The 15,833-nt window shown below is 63.4% G+C and carries 20 protein-coding genes; 12 read left to right on the forward strand and 8 right to left on the reverse strand.

Going from position 1 to position 15,833, the window contains the following annotated elements; all coding sequences use genetic code 11:
• Nucleotides 1–65: 65 nt before the first annotated feature.
• Nucleotides 66–509 (reverse strand): hemerythrin domain-containing protein, encoded by a 444-nt coding sequence (locus INS93_RS02220; protein ID WP_192980137.1) that lies wholly within the window; start codon nucleotides 507–509, stop codon nucleotides 66–68.
• Between the two features lie 374 nt (nucleotides 510–883).
• On the opposite strand from INS93_RS02220, the gene INS93_RS02225 reads away from it, so the two are divergent.
• Nucleotides 884–1,297, forward strand: coding sequence for a DUF3592 domain-containing protein (locus INS93_RS02225; protein ID WP_192980416.1), 414 nt, complete (start codon nucleotides 884–886; stop codon nucleotides 1,295–1,297).
• 23 nt (nucleotides 1,298–1,320) lie between these two features.
• Nucleotides 1,321–1,911, forward strand: coding sequence for a hypothetical protein (locus tag INS93_RS02230; protein WP_192980138.1), 591 nt, complete (start codon nucleotides 1,321–1,323; stop codon nucleotides 1,909–1,911).
• A gap of 4 nt (nucleotides 1,912–1,915) precedes the next feature.
• On the opposite strand, the gene INS93_RS02235 is transcribed toward INS93_RS02230, so the two are convergent.
• The 6 genes from INS93_RS02235 to INS93_RS02260 all read right to left on the reverse strand — a co-directional run bounded on the left by INS93_RS02235 (nucleotide 1,916) and on the right by INS93_RS02260 (nucleotide 7,038).
• Nucleotides 1,916–2,182, reverse strand: a complete 267-nt coding sequence (locus INS93_RS02235) for a DksA/TraR family C4-type zinc finger protein (protein WP_021487914.1) — start codon at nucleotides 2,180–2,182, stop codon at nucleotides 1,916–1,918.
• Nucleotides 2,183–2,394: 212 nt separating this feature from the next.
• Nucleotides 2,395–3,258: an isocitrate lyase/PEP mutase family protein gene (locus INS93_RS02240; RefSeq protein ID WP_160020176.1), complete on the reverse strand. Its 864-nt coding sequence runs from the start codon at nucleotides 3,256–3,258 to the stop codon at nucleotides 2,395–2,397.
• A 137-nt stretch (nucleotides 3,259–3,395) separates the two neighbouring features.
• On the reverse strand, nucleotides 3,396–4,397 hold the full coding sequence (locus INS93_RS02245) for a type II secretion system F family protein (RefSeq protein ID WP_192980139.1): 1,002 nt from the start codon (nucleotides 4,395–4,397) through the stop codon (nucleotides 3,396–3,398).
• Between the two features lie 53 nt (nucleotides 4,398–4,450).
• Entirely contained in the window at nucleotides 4,451–5,212 is a 762-nt protein-coding gene (locus INS93_RS02250) for a substrate-binding periplasmic protein (RefSeq protein WP_226945273.1), read from the reverse strand.
• A gap of 52 nt (nucleotides 5,213–5,264) precedes the next feature.
• Nucleotides 5,265–6,035: a substrate-binding periplasmic protein gene (locus tag INS93_RS02255; RefSeq protein WP_192980140.1), complete on the reverse strand. Its 771-nt coding sequence runs from the start codon at nucleotides 6,033–6,035 to the stop codon at nucleotides 5,265–5,267.
• A gap of 79 nt (nucleotides 6,036–6,114) precedes the next feature.
• Nucleotides 6,115–7,038, reverse strand: coding sequence for a substrate-binding domain-containing protein (locus tag INS93_RS02260; RefSeq protein ID WP_192980141.1), 924 nt, complete (start codon nucleotides 7,036–7,038; stop codon nucleotides 6,115–6,117).
• 165 nt (nucleotides 7,039–7,203) lie between these two features.
• Between INS93_RS02260 and INS93_RS02265 the strand changes: the two genes are divergently transcribed.
• The 10 genes from INS93_RS02265 to INS93_RS02310 all read left to right on the forward strand — a co-directional run bounded on the left by INS93_RS02265 (nucleotide 7,204) and on the right by INS93_RS02310 (nucleotide 14,579).
• A complete protein-coding gene (locus tag INS93_RS02265) occupies nucleotides 7,204–7,932 on the forward strand; it encodes a VC0807 family protein (RefSeq protein ID WP_160019271.1) in 729 nt (242 codons plus the stop codon).
• Nucleotides 7,933–7,966: 34 nt separating this feature from the next.
• Complete coding sequence (locus INS93_RS02270; protein ID WP_192980142.1) at nucleotides 7,967–8,404, forward strand: YqaA family protein; 438 nt, start codon at nucleotides 7,967–7,969, stop codon at nucleotides 8,402–8,404.
• Nucleotides 8,405–8,585: 181 nt separating this feature from the next.
• Nucleotides 8,586–9,557, forward strand: a complete 972-nt coding sequence (locus tag INS93_RS02275; RefSeq protein WP_160019269.1) for a lysylphosphatidylglycerol synthase transmembrane domain-containing protein — start codon at nucleotides 8,586–8,588, stop codon at nucleotides 9,555–9,557.
• A gap of 221 nt (nucleotides 9,558–9,778) precedes the next feature.
• Complete coding sequence (locus INS93_RS02280) at nucleotides 9,779–10,093, forward strand: ferric reductase-like transmembrane domain-containing protein (RefSeq protein WP_192980143.1); 315 nt, start codon at nucleotides 9,779–9,781, stop codon at nucleotides 10,091–10,093.
• Entirely contained in the window at nucleotides 10,009–11,088 is a 1,080-nt protein-coding gene (locus tag INS93_RS02285; protein WP_192980144.1) for an FAD-binding oxidoreductase, read from the forward strand. The genes INS93_RS02280 and INS93_RS02285 overlap by 85 nt, the downstream gene beginning before the upstream one ends.
• A gap of 265 nt (nucleotides 11,089–11,353) precedes the next feature.
• Complete coding sequence (locus tag INS93_RS02290) at nucleotides 11,354–12,619, forward strand: Hsp70 family protein (RefSeq protein WP_192980145.1); 1,266 nt, start codon at nucleotides 11,354–11,356, stop codon at nucleotides 12,617–12,619.
• A gap of 106 nt (nucleotides 12,620–12,725) precedes the next feature.
• Nucleotides 12,726–13,082: a DUF6152 family protein gene (locus INS93_RS02295; RefSeq protein ID WP_192980146.1), complete on the forward strand. Its 357-nt coding sequence runs from the start codon at nucleotides 12,726–12,728 to the stop codon at nucleotides 13,080–13,082.
• The gene (locus INS93_RS02300; protein WP_192980147.1) at nucleotides 13,083–13,565 is read left to right on the forward strand and encodes a hypothetical protein; all 483 of its coding nucleotides are present in this window, start codon (nucleotides 13,083–13,085) and stop codon (nucleotides 13,563–13,565) included.
• A 55-nt stretch (nucleotides 13,566–13,620) separates the two neighbouring features.
• A complete protein-coding gene (locus tag INS93_RS02305; RefSeq protein ID WP_192980148.1) occupies nucleotides 13,621–14,154 on the forward strand; it encodes a hypothetical protein in 534 nt (177 codons plus the stop codon).
• Nucleotides 14,151–14,579: a VOC family protein gene (locus tag INS93_RS02310; RefSeq protein WP_319017530.1), complete on the forward strand. Its 429-nt coding sequence runs from the start codon at nucleotides 14,151–14,153 to the stop codon at nucleotides 14,577–14,579. The genes INS93_RS02305 and INS93_RS02310 overlap by 4 nt, the downstream gene beginning before the upstream one ends.
• Nucleotides 14,580–14,656: 77 nt before the next feature.
• Here INS93_RS02310 and INS93_RS02315 read toward each other — a convergent pair whose 3' ends face one another.
• Nucleotides 14,657–15,826: an iron-containing alcohol dehydrogenase gene (locus INS93_RS02315; RefSeq protein WP_192980149.1), complete on the reverse strand. Its 1,170-nt coding sequence runs from the start codon at nucleotides 15,824–15,826 to the stop codon at nucleotides 14,657–14,659.
• Nucleotides 15,827–15,833 lie beyond the last annotated feature (7 nt).

Here is a 15,833-nt window from a genome sequence, read left to right on the forward strand (position 1 = left end):
TTCACCCGCCCTACGATCATGTGTAGAGCGGGTGCAAACCGCCATTACCACTCAGGCTAGCTGATTCAGGACGCCTGCTTCATCTCGTCGTAAGCGCTTAGATAGTCGCCAGCCAGTTGCTGCTTCTCCTTGTCGCGAAGCAGCTTGCCGGCCATCTGGAAGAAGGTGCGTTCTTCTTCCCTGAGGTGGTGCTCGACCTTTTCCGCCAGCGCCTTGGCTTGCGCCAGCCAGCTCGGGCTGCTGGGGTCGGTTTCTTCCAGATCCTCGATCATTTCATCCATCTGGTGATGCTCGGCAATCGCATGGCGCGACAGATCGACACCTGCGTCCTGCTGCATCAGGGGGATATAGAAATGGCGTTCTTCGGCCACCGAATGCACGGCCAGCTCCTGCTTGAGCTGAGAGAACAAGGCGTGGCGCTCGGCGCTGTCGCCCTGGGTGGCGATCAGCTTCTGCGCCAGTTCGCGCTGGATGTCGTGGCTGATGCGCAAGGCTTCGAAAATCGTCATGCAGGCACCTCTTCCTGAGTCACGGTCTAGTAGCACTAGACCATCAGGACTCGAATAGGTGCCGTACCAACCAATCAACCCGGCCTCACGAAGCTCTATGGGGAAGAAATACTTCGACTCCGTAAGCCTGTGACATGGCCCGGTGAACGCCAATTGTAAAAACTCGCCAAAACGCGAGCCTCATCATGTGAGTCCTCTCCACGAGGCCTTATGATCCTGCTTCGTCACATGCGTAAATGCGGGCCGGTATCAGCGAAAGACCCTCTATCTCAGGCTTTGTTGCAATACCAGGGACTCTCAAAGGATGATGCTTGCCCTAACACCCGGCCCAGGATTCCCTGGCCATTTCCATGGAAGATCAGGAATACCGCAGGATGCCCGCAACTCCATCTCGCCTGTTCAAGGGCGGCCTCTTTGCTCTGGTGGGCCTCGCGCTGATCACAGCAACGGTCGTGCAGACCTCTTCTCGCGTGGGTTTCCTGAAATCCGCTCTTCAGGCCGAAGGCAATGTCGTCGCCCTCAATGCGGGCGGCTCCCACCCGGAGATAGCCTTCACCGACAACAACGGAGCCCGTATTTCCTACCCCCAGGGCGGTTGGATTTACGGCTATCAGGTCGGCATGCCGGTCAAGGTCTACTACCGGGCCGAGGCGCAGGCCACCTCTGCCGTGATCGATGACTTCGGCGCGCTTTGGGGAACCTCGATCTTTCTCGGGCTGCTGGGCTCCATCTTCATGGTCAGCGGGCTGCTGACCCTCTTCAGACGCGCTCCTCAGCAAAGCGTCTGAGCAACATTCACAAGGAAGCGATAATGCCGAAGATACCCATCCCCCTGCCCGTCAACCCCAGCCGCTGGGACTACGTCACGGCCAGTGGTGGCGGCCTGACTCTGGCCTTTGTTGCCGGTAGCGGCGGTTCGATAACCCTGCGTTCGCCAACCGGCGAGAACGTCAAACTACATTACAGCGGTATCGGTGCAGGCCTTGGCATGGGGGCCAAACTGCCGCGCTTCGGCAAAGTGGATATCAAGATCAAGGGCAAGAGCGTCGGCGGAGTCGGGGCAGCAGAAGCCTTCCCCAGCGACGGAGCGGTGTTCGTCGCAGACGACCTGGTGGCTGGCGACCTCACCCGCGACGATATCGTCGGCCCCTGCATGTACGTGGAAGCGGGCGGTGGTGTTGCGCTGGGTGTATCCGCAACGGCCATGCTGTTCGGCCTGGACCCGAAGCTGCTGGCGGCGGTAACGCTGGCCAATACAACTCCAGCAGCCAACCTCACCCTCTCGCCGATCCTCACCCGCAAGCTGATGCAGTCCGCGAGTGGCGCCCTGTTGATGGCAGGAGCCAATCTCGGCATCCAGGCCGGTATCGGCGGCGCAGTCTATATCGGCGCGCTGTTCTGAGAGTTCAACGCAACTGACTGTCCTTGCTGCCCCGGCGGTTGTAGCCGCTGTAGGCGGCATTCTCCCGGTCGTGCTCGGCCTGGCAATTGACGCACAGGCGCACGCCGGGAATCGCCTGGCGACGGGCCTCGGGAATGACAGCATCGCATTCCTCGCAATGACGCAGGCTCTCGCCCTTCGGCAGTTGGCTGCGAGCACGCGCAACGGCATCCTCGATGCTGCTGTCGATCTGCTCCTGTACCGCGTCGTCACTTGCCCATCCGCCTGCCATGCTGCACCTCCTCGCACCCACCGGACAGATATGCGCCCGAGGAATGCGAAGTGCAAGTGCTGTTCTTGCTAGGAGCCTGTTCACGATATTGCGAGCTAGAAGCCTACAAGGCAAAAACAGGCGAGGACGCGGAGTTTACGTGCTGTAAATGAGCAGTCCGAGCCTGTTTTTAACGCCGTAGGGTCGACGCGCAGCAGATCGTGAACAGGCTCTTACTCGCGCACTTCCATGAACTCCTTGGCCCAGACGATGTAATCCTCGGGCATGGTGTACTTGTGGGTCAGCTCGGTGGCGTTGAGGTCGCACGGCTGCGCACCGCGCTGTTCGCGCAGGCAGTCGTAGGTGGCCTTGATCGCAGCGAAGTAGGCGGCGTGGCCGTTGACCACGATGCGTACACCCAGGCGCGCCAGGCGCTGATTGTCGCGCAGTTCGGGGTTGCCGTAGGTGACCAGCATCAGCGGCACCTTGAGGCCTGCGGCGATCTGCTCCAGATGGGCGAAATCCCTGACCCCGACCAGGCAGATAGCGTCGGCGCCGGCCGCCTCGTAGGCGCGAGTGCGGCGGATCACTTCGTCCACCTCCAGTACGCCGGCATGAGTACGGGCGATGATCGAGAGCTCCGGATCGACACGCGCCTCCAGCGCGGCGAGGATCTTGCCGACGCCTTCCTCGATGGAAATCAGGTCGGTGGACTTGCGGCCGAACTGAGCCGGCAGCAGGGTGTCTTCGATGGTCAGCGCGGCAACGCCGGCGCGTTCCAGCTCGACCACGGTGCGCATCACATTGAGCGCATTGCCGTAGCCGTGGTCGGCGTCGGCGATCACCGGCAAACGCGAGACGCGGCCGATGCGCGCGGCCTGCTCGACGAATTCACTCAGAGTGATCAGGGCGAAGTCCGGCGCGCCGAGCACCTGCAGGGAAGCGACGGAGCCTCCGAGGATGCCGACCTCGAAGTCGAGATCAGCGGCGATGCGGGCGGACATGGGATCGAAGACCGAAGCCGTGTGATAGCAGCGGTCGGAGGCCAGCAGAGCACGAAAGGCACTGCGTAGCTCATGGTGGGATGCACGTTGCAAGATGGGCATGGGGCGTATTCCAAAGTCGGTTGAATCGCTTTTTTCTCTTTTTAGTCATGGCGTAGACGTGACGAATGCTAGCGCAAGGCACTTGCTGCCAGCTTTCAAACGGACCGCCGTGGTCGATAACCAGCAAATTATCGGCCAGCCAGCTCCGCGGGCAGGGCCGGGAAGAATCCGCCACCGGTCAGCAGGCCGTACGCCATCCACACGGCGACGGCCAGATAGAACAAGCGTGGTGCCCAGCTCGCCAGCGCCTGTTGGCTCGCAGCCAGCTGCTGCGCCTGCAGGCGGGCGAAACGCAGCAGCGCCTCGCCCGGTCGGCCGGTCGCTTCACCAGTATTGAGCACGCCGATGAGCATGGCTTTGCCATGAAAACTCAGCCCGTCGAAGGCACGCACCAGCGACTGCCCTGCGGCTACGCGTGGCGCCAGATTGGCGAAATCCCGCCGCAGCCGTGCGTTGCTGACCGCATTGCAGGCACGCGGCAAGGCATCGAGCACCGGCATGCCTGCCTCCAGCAACAGCCCGAGGCTGTCGCAGAAGTTACGGATATCCGCACGCCGCTGCAGGCTGCCCAGCACCGGCAGCGCCAGGAGCAGATCGTCTAGCGGGCCCGGCTGATCGCTTCGCCGCTGCTGCCAGCGACGCCACAACGCGCGCGCGCCAAACAGCAGTGCTGACAGCCAGAACACCGGCAGCAACACGGCCGCCAGGTAACCTGCACCGCTCAGGCTTCCCGCGACCAAAGCGGGCAAGGGCTTGACCGCCAGTGCCAGTAACAACACACCGGCCGGCAGCAGCAGCCGTGACGTCAATTCTGCCGCGTGGCGCGCCTGTTCGTCGTAGCGCTGCGCCAGTTGCTCGTAGATATGCGCCAGTGCGCCGGCGTCCTGCGCGGCGCGCACCAGACCACTTTCCAGTGGCGTGAACACGCCACTCAACTGGCCGGAACTCGCCATGTCCCGTCCACCGCCGATCATCTGCCGCAAGCGCTTCACGGCGGCTTCGTGGCGCGTACCGAGATCCAGACTGGCCAGCGCCCGATCAATGGGCACACCGGCCCGTTCCATCGCACCAAGGTGAGCGAACAAGCCGGCGCGACTGCGCAGATCGAGAGTGAGATGACGACGCGACATGATCGGACTCGATGGATTTCAGCGCTCAGATTAACCAGTCGCCACGAGGGGCGCTACGGAGCGATGGGCGGCATCGGCGCATGCGGCAGCCAGCGCCTGAGGATCGCCTCGAGACTGCCGTCCTCATGCATCTGCTGTAACGCGCGCTGCCAGCGCACCACACGCACCACCGACGTCTGCGGGGAGAAGGCGATGTAGTAGGCCGAGCGCATGAACGGCACATGCGCGGTGACGTCCTGCGGCTTGAGGTCGGCAGCGGCCAGCTCGCCAGCCAGAGTCAGGTCTTCAGTGGCGATCAGATTGACCCGGCCATGCTTGAGCATGGTCACCATCTGCTTCGAACCGGGCACGCCATAGAGGTTGGTAAAGCCCCTCGCACTGAGGGTCTCGAAGGTGTACCACTGCTTGGGCAGGGCCAGTGGCCCGCTGGCCGCGGCCTGCTCCAACGTATCGATGACGAGCTCACGGGACTTGAGCGAGTAGAAGCTGGTGGTGCCGACCACGATGGGCCCGACCCACTGGAACCTGTTCTCGCGCTCGGTTGTGCGCACGGTGGAAAACAGCGCGACATCTTCCTCCTGTTGAGCCAGATGCAATGCTCGCGTCCAGGGCATCAATTCGATCTGACCGCTGTCGCCGGTGCGCGCCAGCAACGCTCTGACCACCTCGACGGAGAAGCCGCTGGGCTCGCCCTCGCGCATGAAGCTCATCGGCGGCGCATCCTCGGTGAGCAGACGCAACTGGGCCTGCGCCGGCACGCATAGCGCCACCAGCAAGGCACACAAGCATCGATACATACGCTTGCCCATCATCATCGCCCCCCTCCCGCTTGCAGCCTAGCAAGCCGTGGAGCGCCATGCGGCCGCTTCACTCGAGGCGCAACAAATCGACCAACGTCCGCTCATCGGCCGTCGGTAACCAGTGTCGATAGATCCGCTCCAGGCTGCCGTCCTGGCGCATCTGCTGCAGCGCCTGCTGCCATCGCGCGACACGTTCGGCATCCGTCTGCAGGGAAAAGGCGATATAGGAGTCATTGGTCATCAGGTCGAACTGCGCCTGCAGCTGCCCGGCATTCATGCCCTGTTCGGCAAGCATGCCGTCGAGGGTCAGGGTGTTGGCCAGCAGCAGCTTGACCCGACCATGGCGAAACATGCGCAGCATGTCCTGAGGCGTCGGCACGCCATACAGGTTATCCAGTTTCTGTTCGCGCAGCAGTTCGTAGCTGTACCACTGCTTGGGCACCGCAAGAGTGCCGAGCTGGCGCACGTCGTCCAGGCTGGTGACTCGCAGCCCGGCATCCTTGTACGTGTAGAAACGCGTATAGCCTTGCGCGATCGGCCCGACCCACTGAAATTCAGCTTCGCGCTGCGCCGTGCGCACGGTGGAGAACAATGCCGTGTCGGCCTGATGACGAACCTGATGATAGCCGCGCGTCCAGGGCACCAGTTCGATGCGCGCTCGCTCGCCGGTACGGCGGATCAATTCTTCGACCACCGCCACAGCCATGCCACTCGGCTCGCCATTCTCGAGATAGCTGAAGGGTCGATAGTCTTCGGTATACAGCCGCAACTCGGCAGCCGTCACGTGGACGCAGAAGCTGCAGAACAACAGAACTGCGAGCAGGTACTTCAGATTCATTGCACGCCACCGTCTAGAGCGCGCCCTACAGCGAATTCAGGGCGGCCAGGACAAGGATCATAAACCCACGCTTTGCCCATCACCAAGGCTGTTGCGGCGCGGTCATATCGGCCAAATCCCTGGCAGTCAGTACCCGTGGTTCGAGCAACAGTTGCAGGCGTGAAATGGCGCGTTCGCCACTCAGGGCCCGATGCACCAGGCGCACCGCATGATCGCCCATGGCCTGCGGCTGCTGAAGCAACAGGGCGTGAATATGTCCTTCGCGCACGGCATCGAAGAGCAGGTCGCCTCCATCGAAGCCGACGAAGTCCACCGCTCCGGCCTTGCCCAGTTGGCGCAGAGCCGCGAGGGTCGCTCGGGTGCTGGTGCCGTTGGGGCTGAACAGGCCGTCGAGCCTGGGCAACTGTTCGCTCAGGGCATCGACGATGCGCTGGCGGTCATCACCCAGGTAGGTGTCGAACACCACCTGCAGCCCGGACGCCTGTGCCGCCAGCAGAAAGCCGCGCTCACGCTCCTCGGTCGATTGCAGCCCGGGACGTAAACGCAATAACCCGACTCTGCCACCCTGCCCAAGGCGCTCGGCCAGCTGTTGCCCGGCCAACTGACCTGCGAGGAAGTTGTCGGTCGCCACCAGCGCGTAGGCGCCATCCCCCGCAACGCCACGGTCGACATAGACGGTGGGAATACCTTCGGCACGCAAGGCCGCGATCCGGGTATCGATGGCATCGCCAGCCGGGGCGATGATCAGTGCCTTGCAACCCCGTGCAAGCACACGATCTATCAGTTGCAACTGCACCTCGACGCTACCTTCCTGGGTCGGGCCGCGCGTGTAGAGTTCCAATTGCAGATCGTCAGCGGTGCGCCTCGCACCGGCCTCCAGCTCGCTCCAGAACGCCGAAGTGCCGGCCGGCACCATACCGATGCAGTCCCGCGCCCAGGACGGCACAGGCGTCAGGAAAAAAACCGTCAGCAGCAGGCAAATGAAAGGGATGATTCTTGGCATGTTCGACTCCCAGGCCCTGCCATCACTCTAGCATCGCCAGCCAGCTCTTCTCTCCTGTCAGATGGCTGTCGACTCATACTTTTTCACATTCAAAACCGACGGTCGGACTAGCCCTGGCGAGCCGGGCAGGCGATCATCGGCGTTCCTACGCAGACTCCAGCTACCATGACCGCCACTACTGACAGCCGTACCCCGACGCACAAGCCCCGCCCGCTGATCGACCTGGCCATCAGCATCCTGATCCCCTCGTTCATCCTGATGAAGCTCAGTGGCGAGCACCGCCTCGGCGCCGATGGCGCGCTGATCCTGGCCCTGGCGTTCCCACTGGGCTGGGGCGCGTTCGAGCTGATCCGATACCGCAAATTCAACTTCATCGCCCTGCTCGGCCTGATCAGCGTCGCGCTGACCGGTGGTATCGGCCTGCTCAAACTCGACACCCAGTGGCTGGCAGTCAAGGAAGCACTGATTCCCGGCCTGATCGGCGTTGCCGTGCTGGTTTCGACACGCACCCGCTACCCGCTGATTCGCACCCTGCTGTTCAACAAGACGGTGCTCAACATCGACAAGATCCACGACCGTCTGGAGCAAGGCGGTCATGTCGAGCACTTCGAGACGCGCCTGATGCGCGCGACCTACTGGCTCAGCGGCACCTTCTTTTTTTCCTCGTTCATGAACTATGTGCTGGCCAAGTGGATCGTGGTCAGTCCGGCCGGCACCGAGGCGTTCAATGACGAACTGGGGCGCATGACCCTGCTCAGCTACCCGATGATCGCCATTCCCTCGATGATCATGCTGATGGCCATCTTCTACTACCTGTGGAAGACCATTCACGGCCTGACCGGCCTGAGCCTGGAAGAGATCATGGCCAACAGCGGCCAGGAATCGCAGTCCTGACCCCCGCCGGCCCAACGGCCGGCGTGCTCCTGCCATGCTGAGTCTGTCCGCCTATCCAGCATTGTTTATCTCTGCCTTCGGCGCAGCGACGCTACTACCACTGCAGTCAGAAGCGGTGCTGGTCGCCCTCCTGCTGGCAGGCCAGCATCCACTCTGGGCCTTGCTGCTGGTGGCGACCCTGGGCAATGTGCTGGGCTCCTGGATCAACTGGCTACTGGGTCGTTCCATCGAGCACTATCGCGAGCGCCGCTGGTTCCCGGTCAGCCCGGCTCGGCTGCAGCAGGCACAGGGCTGGTACGCGCGCTATGGGCGCTGGTCGCTGCTGCTGAGCTGGATGCCGGTGATCGGCGATCCACTGACCCTGGTCGCGGGAGTGATGCGTGAGCGCCTGTGGATATTCGTTGCCATCGTCACCCTGGCCAAAGCCGGTCGCTACGCCGCGCTGGCAGCCATCACACTGGCCTGGGTATGAATCGGATACGTGCTTGCCTGTTGAGCGAAAGCAGTGCCTCGCTGATACTGCGCAGCGCGCCGCGAAGAGCAGCATCAGTCGGCGGCCGTCGCGAGCCGACCTACAAGGTCGTGAACATTAGCCTCGACAGGCTCCCTGACCGGCAAGATCGCCTACCGGGCCTGTAGAGCGAGGAGTTGCAGTGTCCGTTGTCGAAGCCAAACCCAAGCTGAAACGCAGCGACCTGATCTGGACGCTGATCGGTCTGGTCGCCGTCGTGGCGTCCTGTTTCCTGCTTTACCGCGAGTTGCGCACCATCTCCCTTGACGAGATCGCCGATAGTCTGCGCGCGATCAGCCATCTGAACTGGCTGCTGGCTGCCGGCGCCACTCTGGGCGCTTACTGGGCCCTGGCCTGGTACGACCGCATCGCCGTTGCCCATCTCGGCAAGCAGATTCCCTGGCGTTTCATCACCCTGTGCTCCTTCACCACCTACGCCCTGGCTCACAACATCGGTGCCTCGGTGTTCTCCGGCGCAGTGGTGCGCTATCGCGCCTACCGCAGCAAGGGCCTGACGCCACAGGAAATCGGCATCCTCATCGTCTTCTGCTCCTTCACCTTCGCTCTGGGCGCCCTGCTGGCCAGCGGCTGCGTGCTGATCGCGCAGCCCGACCTGATCCACCGGGTCGCCAACATCACGCCGCTGGTCTCGGTGGTCATTGGCAGCGTGCTGCTGAGCCTGGTCGGTCTCTACGTGCTGGGCTCCTGGCGCCAGTTCAAACCCTGGACCCTGGGCAAGCTGCACGTGGAATATCCGCGCCTGCCCATCGTCGGTCGGCAGTTGCTGGCCGGCCCGCTGGAGTTGCTCTGTGCGGCGGCAATCATCTACTTCGCCCTGCCAGCCGACAACCACCCCGGCTACCTGGTGGTGCTCGGTGTATTCCTCGCCTCTTTCTCGTTGGCGCTGCTATCTCATGCGCCGGGTGGACTGGGCGTGCTGGAAGTGACCTTCCTCGCCGCCATGCCAGAGCTGCCTGCGGCTGACGTGCTCGCCGCGCTGATCGTGTTCCGCATGTTCTACCTGCTGCTGCCGTTTGGCCTGTCGCTCTTGGTGGTGCTGGGCTTCGAATGGAGCCAATGGCAACGCCGCCAGCAAGACGCCAAGGGATCATGAGCGCTCGATGCAGCGCCTGACACCGTCGAAAAGGCCGCTCTGACGCGCAGGCGAGGCCCGTCATGGCGGCTGCGCAATGTCCTTCCGGCCAGCCCAGTGCACAAGGGATTGATCCAACTCAAAGAGCGCGAAAGGATATCGCTGTAGTTTTCGTGACAAGAATCGGCTTCCCATGACGGGCCGACGCGCGCAATTCTTCTCACGTCCTAAAGGTAAATGCCATGAAGCGCTGGTTCTGGCTGGCTCTGATCCTGCCTGTTGCCATCTGGCTGGTAAGCATGCTGCCGCAGGGGGGGCCGGGAAGCGACTTCTGGACACTGCGAGGCAACAGCATCATCCTCAGCGGCATCGTCGCCTACTCATTGATGGCCTTGATCACGCTGCTGGCCACACGCCCGATGTGGCTGGAAGACCTGCTCGGAGGCCTCGACCAGAGCTATCGACTGCACAAATGGCTGGGCATCACTGCTGGCGTCCTGGTATTCGTGCACTGGATGATGGAGATCGTCCCGAAGTCGATCGCCAAGGCTGGCTGACCCGACCGGCGAAGTCCGGCAATGCCCCGGAACGTGTCTTCGAGTTCTTGCGCGACCCGGCCAAGGACATCGGCGAGTGGCTGGGTTACATCGCCATCACGCTGGTGCTGCTGGCGCTGATCAAATACATCCCGTACCACTGGTTTCGGCGGCTGCACAAAGCCTTTCCGCTGCTATTCATTGCCGCCACTTTCCACGCCATCGTCCTGCTGCCGGATGCCCTCTGGCCAACGCTGAGCGGGATCTGGGTTGTGCTCGCAGCGCTGGTTGGCTGCCTGGCCGGGCTGGCCATCATGTTCGGCCTGGCGCAACGCGGGAAACACTACACAGGCAGCGTGCAGAACATCGTGCGCCACGCCGACGGCGTCATGGAAATCCACTGCCGCATGGATGATGACCGCCTGACATTCAAACCCGGTCAGTTTGCCTTCGTGCGCTTTGCCAACACCCAAGACCCGCACCCGTTCAGCATCGCATCCTCCGACACCGACCCGAGGACCATCAGTTTTTGCGTCAAGGTGCTGGGTGACGATACCTTGCGACTGATGCAATCACTGGCAGTCGGCAGTCGCATGCAGCTCGAAGGACCCTATGGACGCTTTACCTTCGCCGACAGCGACAGCGCCCAGGTGTGGGTCGGCGGTGGCGTGGGCGTGGCGCCATTTATTTCCCGACTGGAGCATCTGGCAGCCAACCCGGCGGCACAAAGGTCAGACAGCGACCTGCATTTCTTCTTCTGTACACCCGAACAATCGCCCCTGAACAGGCGTGTAGCGGACCTGTGCCAGCGCGCAGGCGTGCACCTGCACCTGATCCATCAATCGCGCGATGGCAATCTCGATCTGGAGAAAATCGGCGCGACGACTGGCGGCCTCCATGACTCCAGCCTGTGGTTCTGCGGCCCATTCGGTCTGGGCGACCGGCTGTTGCGGGACTGGTCGGCCTGCGGCCTGCCCGAAACACGGTTTCACCGTGAATACTTCAAAATGCGCTGACAACGACTGGCTGAACGCCCGGCGCCAGCCCAGTGCGATTGACGCAATCCTCGCGACACACCAGCGTCCTGAAAAAGGCGCTGGGCCGCGCGCATGCCGCGCATAGCGAGCGAACAACCGCCACCGGCGCTCCACACATTTGACAACCCCACGCACTGACATAGAATGCGCGGCCGTTTCGTGACCTGCCGCCTCAGGCAGCACGCTGGGGCGTCGTCCGGCGACGCAGAACACTTTCCCGGCAATCACTCTGGTCCTGCGTTCCATGTCCTTTTCCACGCCCGCCCGCGCTTGCGGCATCGACTTCGGCACCTCCAATTCCACTGTCGGCTGGCTGCGCCCCGGCCAGGACAGTTTGCTAGCACTGGAAGACGGCAAGATCACCCTGCCCTCGGTGATCTTCTTCAACATCGAGGAGCGCCGCCCGGTTTATGGCCGCCTGGCCCTGCACGAGTATCTGGAAGGCTATGAAGGGCGTCTGATGCGCTCGCTGAAAAGCCTGCTGGGCTCCAAGCTGCTGAAGAGCGAAACCACCGTGCTGGGCAGCGCCCTGCCATTCAAGGACCTGCTCGGCTTCTTCATCGGGGAGCTGAAGAAGCGTGCCGAAGCCCAGGCTGAGCGTGCCTTCGAGGAAGTGGTGCTGGGCCGCCCGGTGTTCTTTGTCGATGACGACCCGGCTGCCGATCAGGAAGCGCAGAACACCCTGGTGGCCGTGGCGCACAAGCTCGGTTTCAAGGACGTGTCGTTCCAGTACGAGCCCATCGCAGCGGCCTTCGACTACGAGTCGAACCTGGACCGCGAGGAGCTGGTGCTGATCGTCGACATCGGCGGCGGTACCTCGGACTTCTCCCTGGTGCGCCTGGCACCCGAGCGCCACCACCTGGCCGAGCGCCAGGAAGACATCCTTGCCACCGGCGGCGTGCACATCGGCGGGACCGACTTCGACAAGCAGCTATCGCTGGCCGGCGTGATGCCGCTGTTCGGCTACGGCAGCCGGATGAAGAGCGACGCGTTCATGCCCACCAGCTACCACCTCAACCTGGCGACCTGGCACACCATCAACGCGCTGTACGCGCAGAAGACCCAGCTGGCCCTGCAGAACATGCGCTACGACATCGTCGACGCCACCGGCATCGACCGCCTGTTCGGTCTGATCGAACAGCGCGCGGGGCACTGGCTGGCGATGCAGGTGGAAGAGAGCAAGATCGCCCTCAGCGAGCAGGATGCGCGTCCCATCGATCTGTCACGCGTGGAGCCGGGCCTGGTCGCCGAGCTGACTCGCCCGCTGTTCGAGAACGCCATCGAGCCGCTGCTCGAACGCATCCGCGCCAGCCTCACGCAACTGCTCGCCGATGCCGGAGTCAGCGCCGATCAGGTCGACACACTGTTCTTCACCGGCGGCTCCAGCGGCGTGCCGGCGTTACGTCAGAGCGTGGCAGCGATGCTGCCCAACGCGCGCAGTGTGGAAGGCAATACCTTCGGCAGCATCGGCAGTGGCCTGGCCATCGAAGCGAAGAAGCGCTACGGCTGAGGCATCTGACCGCCTCATTCTGTTTCCAAATGCTGCCCGTGCGTCGCAGCATCGGTTACAGGGTCTAGGTTTACCCGGTGTTCAATCAGTCCACCGGGTGATCGCCATGCTGAAGAAACTGCTGCTTCTCACCACCACACTTGGCCTGCTGCTGGCTGGTGCCATTGCCCAGGCCCACCATGGCTGGAGTTCCTACGACGCCGATCAGCTCCTGACCCTGGAAGTGCCGCTGCAGACCGTCAACTACCGCAACCCGCACGCCGATGTGAGCATCGAGCACGACGGGCGCACCTGGCAGGTGATCCTCGCCCCGATCAACCGTCTGCAGGCACGCGGCCTGCCGGAAGCCGACCTGACGGCGGGCAAGACCGTGACCATAGTCGGCTACCCACGCAAGGACGGCACTGCGGAGATCCGCGCCGAACGCATAATCGTCGACGGTCGCACCATCGAACTGCGCTAGATGGACAGCCTGATCGCCTGGGCCGCCTGGCTCGAAGCCACGGCCCTGGGCGAGCAGATGCGCAGCTCGGCACTGCTCTACCCGGCGCTCAACCTGCTGCATCTGCTTGGCCTGGTGTTGCTGCTTGGGCCCATGCTGCTGCTCGATGCGCGCCTGCTTGGCGCCGGCCGCAGTTTCCCGCTGGCAGCGGTGTCGCGCACGTTGACGCCACTGGCGGTGGCCGGCCTGTTGCTCCTGCTGGGCAGCGGCATCTGCCTGTTCGCCGCCGACGCCGGGCCACTGGCAGTTGACCGACTGCTGCAGCTCAAGCTGCTGCTGATCGCCCTGGGCATCGGCAACGCCCTGTTGTTTCGCCACCTGTGGAACGCCCGGCTGAGCGACTGTGATGCGTATGCGCCGCTGTTCGGTCGAATGCAGGCGGCACTGTCGCTGCTGATCTGGCTGCTGGTGATGAGCCTCGGCCGCCTGCTGGCCTACTTCTAGCGCAGCGTGCTTTGCCTTATCCTGCGCGCCTTTGCCCCCGAACAGGAATGCCCCGATGAAAGCCCAGCTGGAAGAACTGATCGCCAAGATAAGCTCCGGCTGCCTGCCCGAGGACGAGATCGCCCGTATCGCCGATGAAGCCACCCAGGCCTATGCCGATCCGGCCGCCTTCCTCGCCGCCAACCCGGACGTCAACTACGACGACGAATTCCCCATCCCCCTGGGCGAGTGGGTGGTGGTCGGCAGCCTGCCGGACACCGTGCTGTTCCAGGCCGACAGCTATGAAGAACTGTTCCAGCACATCACCGAATCCTTCGGCCCGCAGGTACAGTTCGTGCTCAAGCCCAAACAACTGGCCAAGACCGAGCCGCTCAAGGCGCTCAACCGCATTCAGGTGCAGCTCTCTGCGCTGTCGCCAGAAACCGGTGGCTACGTGCTGCTGGACTTCAGTGAACCGCTGGATGACCAGTTGCAAGCGGTACTGGTGTACGCCAGCGACCTGCCGCGAGTGATGGAACTGGCGGTGGAAGTGGGCATCTATGCCGCACCGGCACTGGTAGCCTTGCAGGCGGCGCAGGACCAGGCGTGAGCCGCACGCGCCTGCCGGCCCTGACGCCTGAACTGCAGGTCAGTGATCTGCAGGCCAGCCTGGCGTTCTACCAACAAGTGCTGGGTTTCAACCTGCTGTACCAACGCCCCGAGGATGGTTTTGCAGCTATCGTTCTGGGCGAAGCCGCGTTGATGCTGGAACAGATCGCCCCACATGCTCGGCCAGACGATCCCTGGACGGTCCAGCCACTCGACCGCCCGCTGGGACGCGGCATCAATCTGCAGATCGACGTGATCGATCTGCAGCCGCTGTATCAGGCTTTGCTCGCCAATGACGTGCCGCTGCGCCTGCCACTGGAGACGGTGGACTACCGCACTGGCGACAGCTGGATCAGGGTGCGCCAGCTGATGATCCAGGACCCGGATGGTTACCTGCTACGTTTCAGCCAGGTTCTTGACCGCTGACGCACTCGACGGCTCAGCCCCGTGCCCGGATGAAATCTGCGGCAAAGCAGGCCAACCGCTCCCGGATTGCATCCGGGCTACAAGGTCCCGCGCAGCGCTTTCTCGAACAACGCGCTGTACTGCGCGGCGCTGAAGGCGACGGGGTTGGTGCCCGCAGAGGGATCGGCTTCGGCCATCCGTCCCACCTGCTCGATGCGGGCATCGTCGATGCCAATCTCGCCCAGGCTATGGGCGATGCCCACCTCGCTGCGCAGCGCCAGCACCCAGTCCAGAACGGCATCGAAACCACTGCCCGGTAGCGCCAGATAGCGCGCCATCTTCTCCATCTGCGGCTCGATGGCGCCGCGGTTGGCCACCAGCACGTAAGGCATCAGCACCGCGTTGAGCAAGCCGTGGTGGGCGTCGTACAGCGCCCCCAGCGGATGCGCCAGCGCATGCATCGCGCCAAGGCCGCGCTGGAAGGCGGTGGCGCCCATGCTCGAGGCCACCAGCATCTGCAGCCGCGCCTCGACATCCGTGCCCTGGCTTACCGCACGCGGCAGGTACTGTTGCACCAGGCGCATGCCTTCGAGGGCGATGCCCTCGGCCATCGGGTGGAACAGTGGCGAACAGAACGCCTCCAGGCTGTGCGACAGCGCGTCCATGCCGGTGGCGGCGGTGATTTTCGCCGGCAGACCGACCGTCAGCTCGGGATCAAGAATCACCAGCGCCGGCAGCATGCGCGCGTGGAAGATGATGCGTTTGATATGCGCAGCATCGTCGGTGATCACCGAGGCGCGGCCAACTTCCGATCCGGTGCCGGCGGTAGTCGGCACCGCCACCACTGGCGCCATGCCAGCGACGTTGACGCGACTGGCGTTGTCGCCGATGTCCTCGAAGTCCCACAGTGGCCGGTCCTGGCCGACCATCAGGGCGATGGCCTTGCCGGCATCCAGCGCCGAGCCACCGCCGAAGGCGATCACCCCGTCATGCGCGCCCGCCTTGAACGCGGCGACTCCATCCATCACGTTGGCGCCGGTAGGGTTGCCCTTGATCGCCGAGAACAACCCGGCATCAAGTCCAGCGTCACGACACTGACGCAGCGCCGCGTCGATCATCGGCAACGCCGCCAGGCCGGGGTCGGTACACAGAAGCGGCGCGCGCATGCCGAGCTGACGACAGGCCTCGGCCAATTCGGCAATGCGGCCAACGCCGACGCGCATCGAGGTGGGGTAGTTCCAGTTCATGCGGTACTGATTCAGGTCCATGGCGCGC

The sequence above is a fragment of the Pseudomonas sp. EggHat1 genome, assembly GCF_014892995.1.
Taxonomy (GTDB): Bacteria; Pseudomonadota; Gammaproteobacteria; order Pseudomonadales; family Pseudomonadaceae; genus Aquipseudomonas; species Aquipseudomonas chaetocerotis.

Coding starts and splice junctions, on each gene's coding strand:
- INS93_RS02300 (WP_192980147.1), top strand. CDS start 13,083: ATGGACAGCCTGATCGCCTGGGCCGCCTGGCTCGAAGCCACGGCCCTG.
- INS93_RS02245 (WP_192980139.1), bottom strand. CDS start 4,397: ATGTCGCGTCGTCATCTCACTCTCGATCTGCGCAGTCGCGCCGGCTTG.
- INS93_RS02260 (WP_192980141.1), bottom strand. CDS start 7,038: ATGCCAAGAATCATCCCTTTCATTTGCCTGCTGCTGACGGTTTTTTTC.
- INS93_RS02290 (WP_192980145.1), top strand. CDS start 11,354: ATGTCCTTTTCCACGCCCGCCCGCGCTTGCGGCATCGACTTCGGCACC.
- INS93_RS02220 (WP_192980137.1), bottom strand. CDS start 509: ATGACGATTTTCGAAGCCTTGCGCATCAGCCACGACATCCAGCGCGAA.
- INS93_RS02230 (WP_192980138.1), top strand. CDS start 1,321: ATGCCGAAGATACCCATCCCCCTGCCCGTCAACCCCAGCCGCTGGGAC.
- INS93_RS02295 (WP_192980146.1), top strand. CDS start 12,726: ATGCTGAAGAAACTGCTGCTTCTCACCACCACACTTGGCCTGCTGCTG.
- INS93_RS02255 (WP_192980140.1), bottom strand. CDS start 6,035: ATGAATCTGAAGTACCTGCTCGCAGTTCTGTTGTTCTGCAGCTTCTGC.
- INS93_RS02225 (WP_192980416.1), top strand. CDS start 884: ATGCCCGCAACTCCATCTCGCCTGTTCAAGGGCGGCCTCTTTGCTCTG.
- INS93_RS02235 (WP_021487914.1), bottom strand. CDS start 2,182: ATGGCAGGCGGATGGGCAAGTGACGACGCGGTACAGGAGCAGATCGAC.
- INS93_RS02285 (WP_192980144.1), top strand. CDS start 10,009: ATGGCTGGGCATCACTGCTGGCGTCCTGGTATTCGTGCACTGGATGAT.
- INS93_RS02315 (WP_192980149.1), bottom strand. CDS start 15,826: ATGGACCTGAATCAGTACCGCATGAACTGGAACTACCCCACCTCGATG.
- INS93_RS02270 (WP_192980142.1), top strand. CDS start 7,967: ATGCTGAGTCTGTCCGCCTATCCAGCATTGTTTATCTCTGCCTTCGGC.
- INS93_RS02305 (WP_192980148.1), top strand. CDS start 13,621: ATGAAAGCCCAGCTGGAAGAACTGATCGCCAAGATAAGCTCCGGCTGC.
- INS93_RS02280 (WP_192980143.1), top strand. CDS start 9,779: ATGAAGCGCTGGTTCTGGCTGGCTCTGATCCTGCCTGTTGCCATCTGG.
- INS93_RS02250 (WP_226945273.1), bottom strand. CDS start 5,212: ATGATGATGGGCAAGCGTATGTATCGATGCTTGTGTGCCTTGCTGGTG.
- INS93_RS02265 (WP_160019271.1), top strand. CDS start 7,204: ATGACCGCCACTACTGACAGCCGTACCCCGACGCACAAGCCCCGCCCG.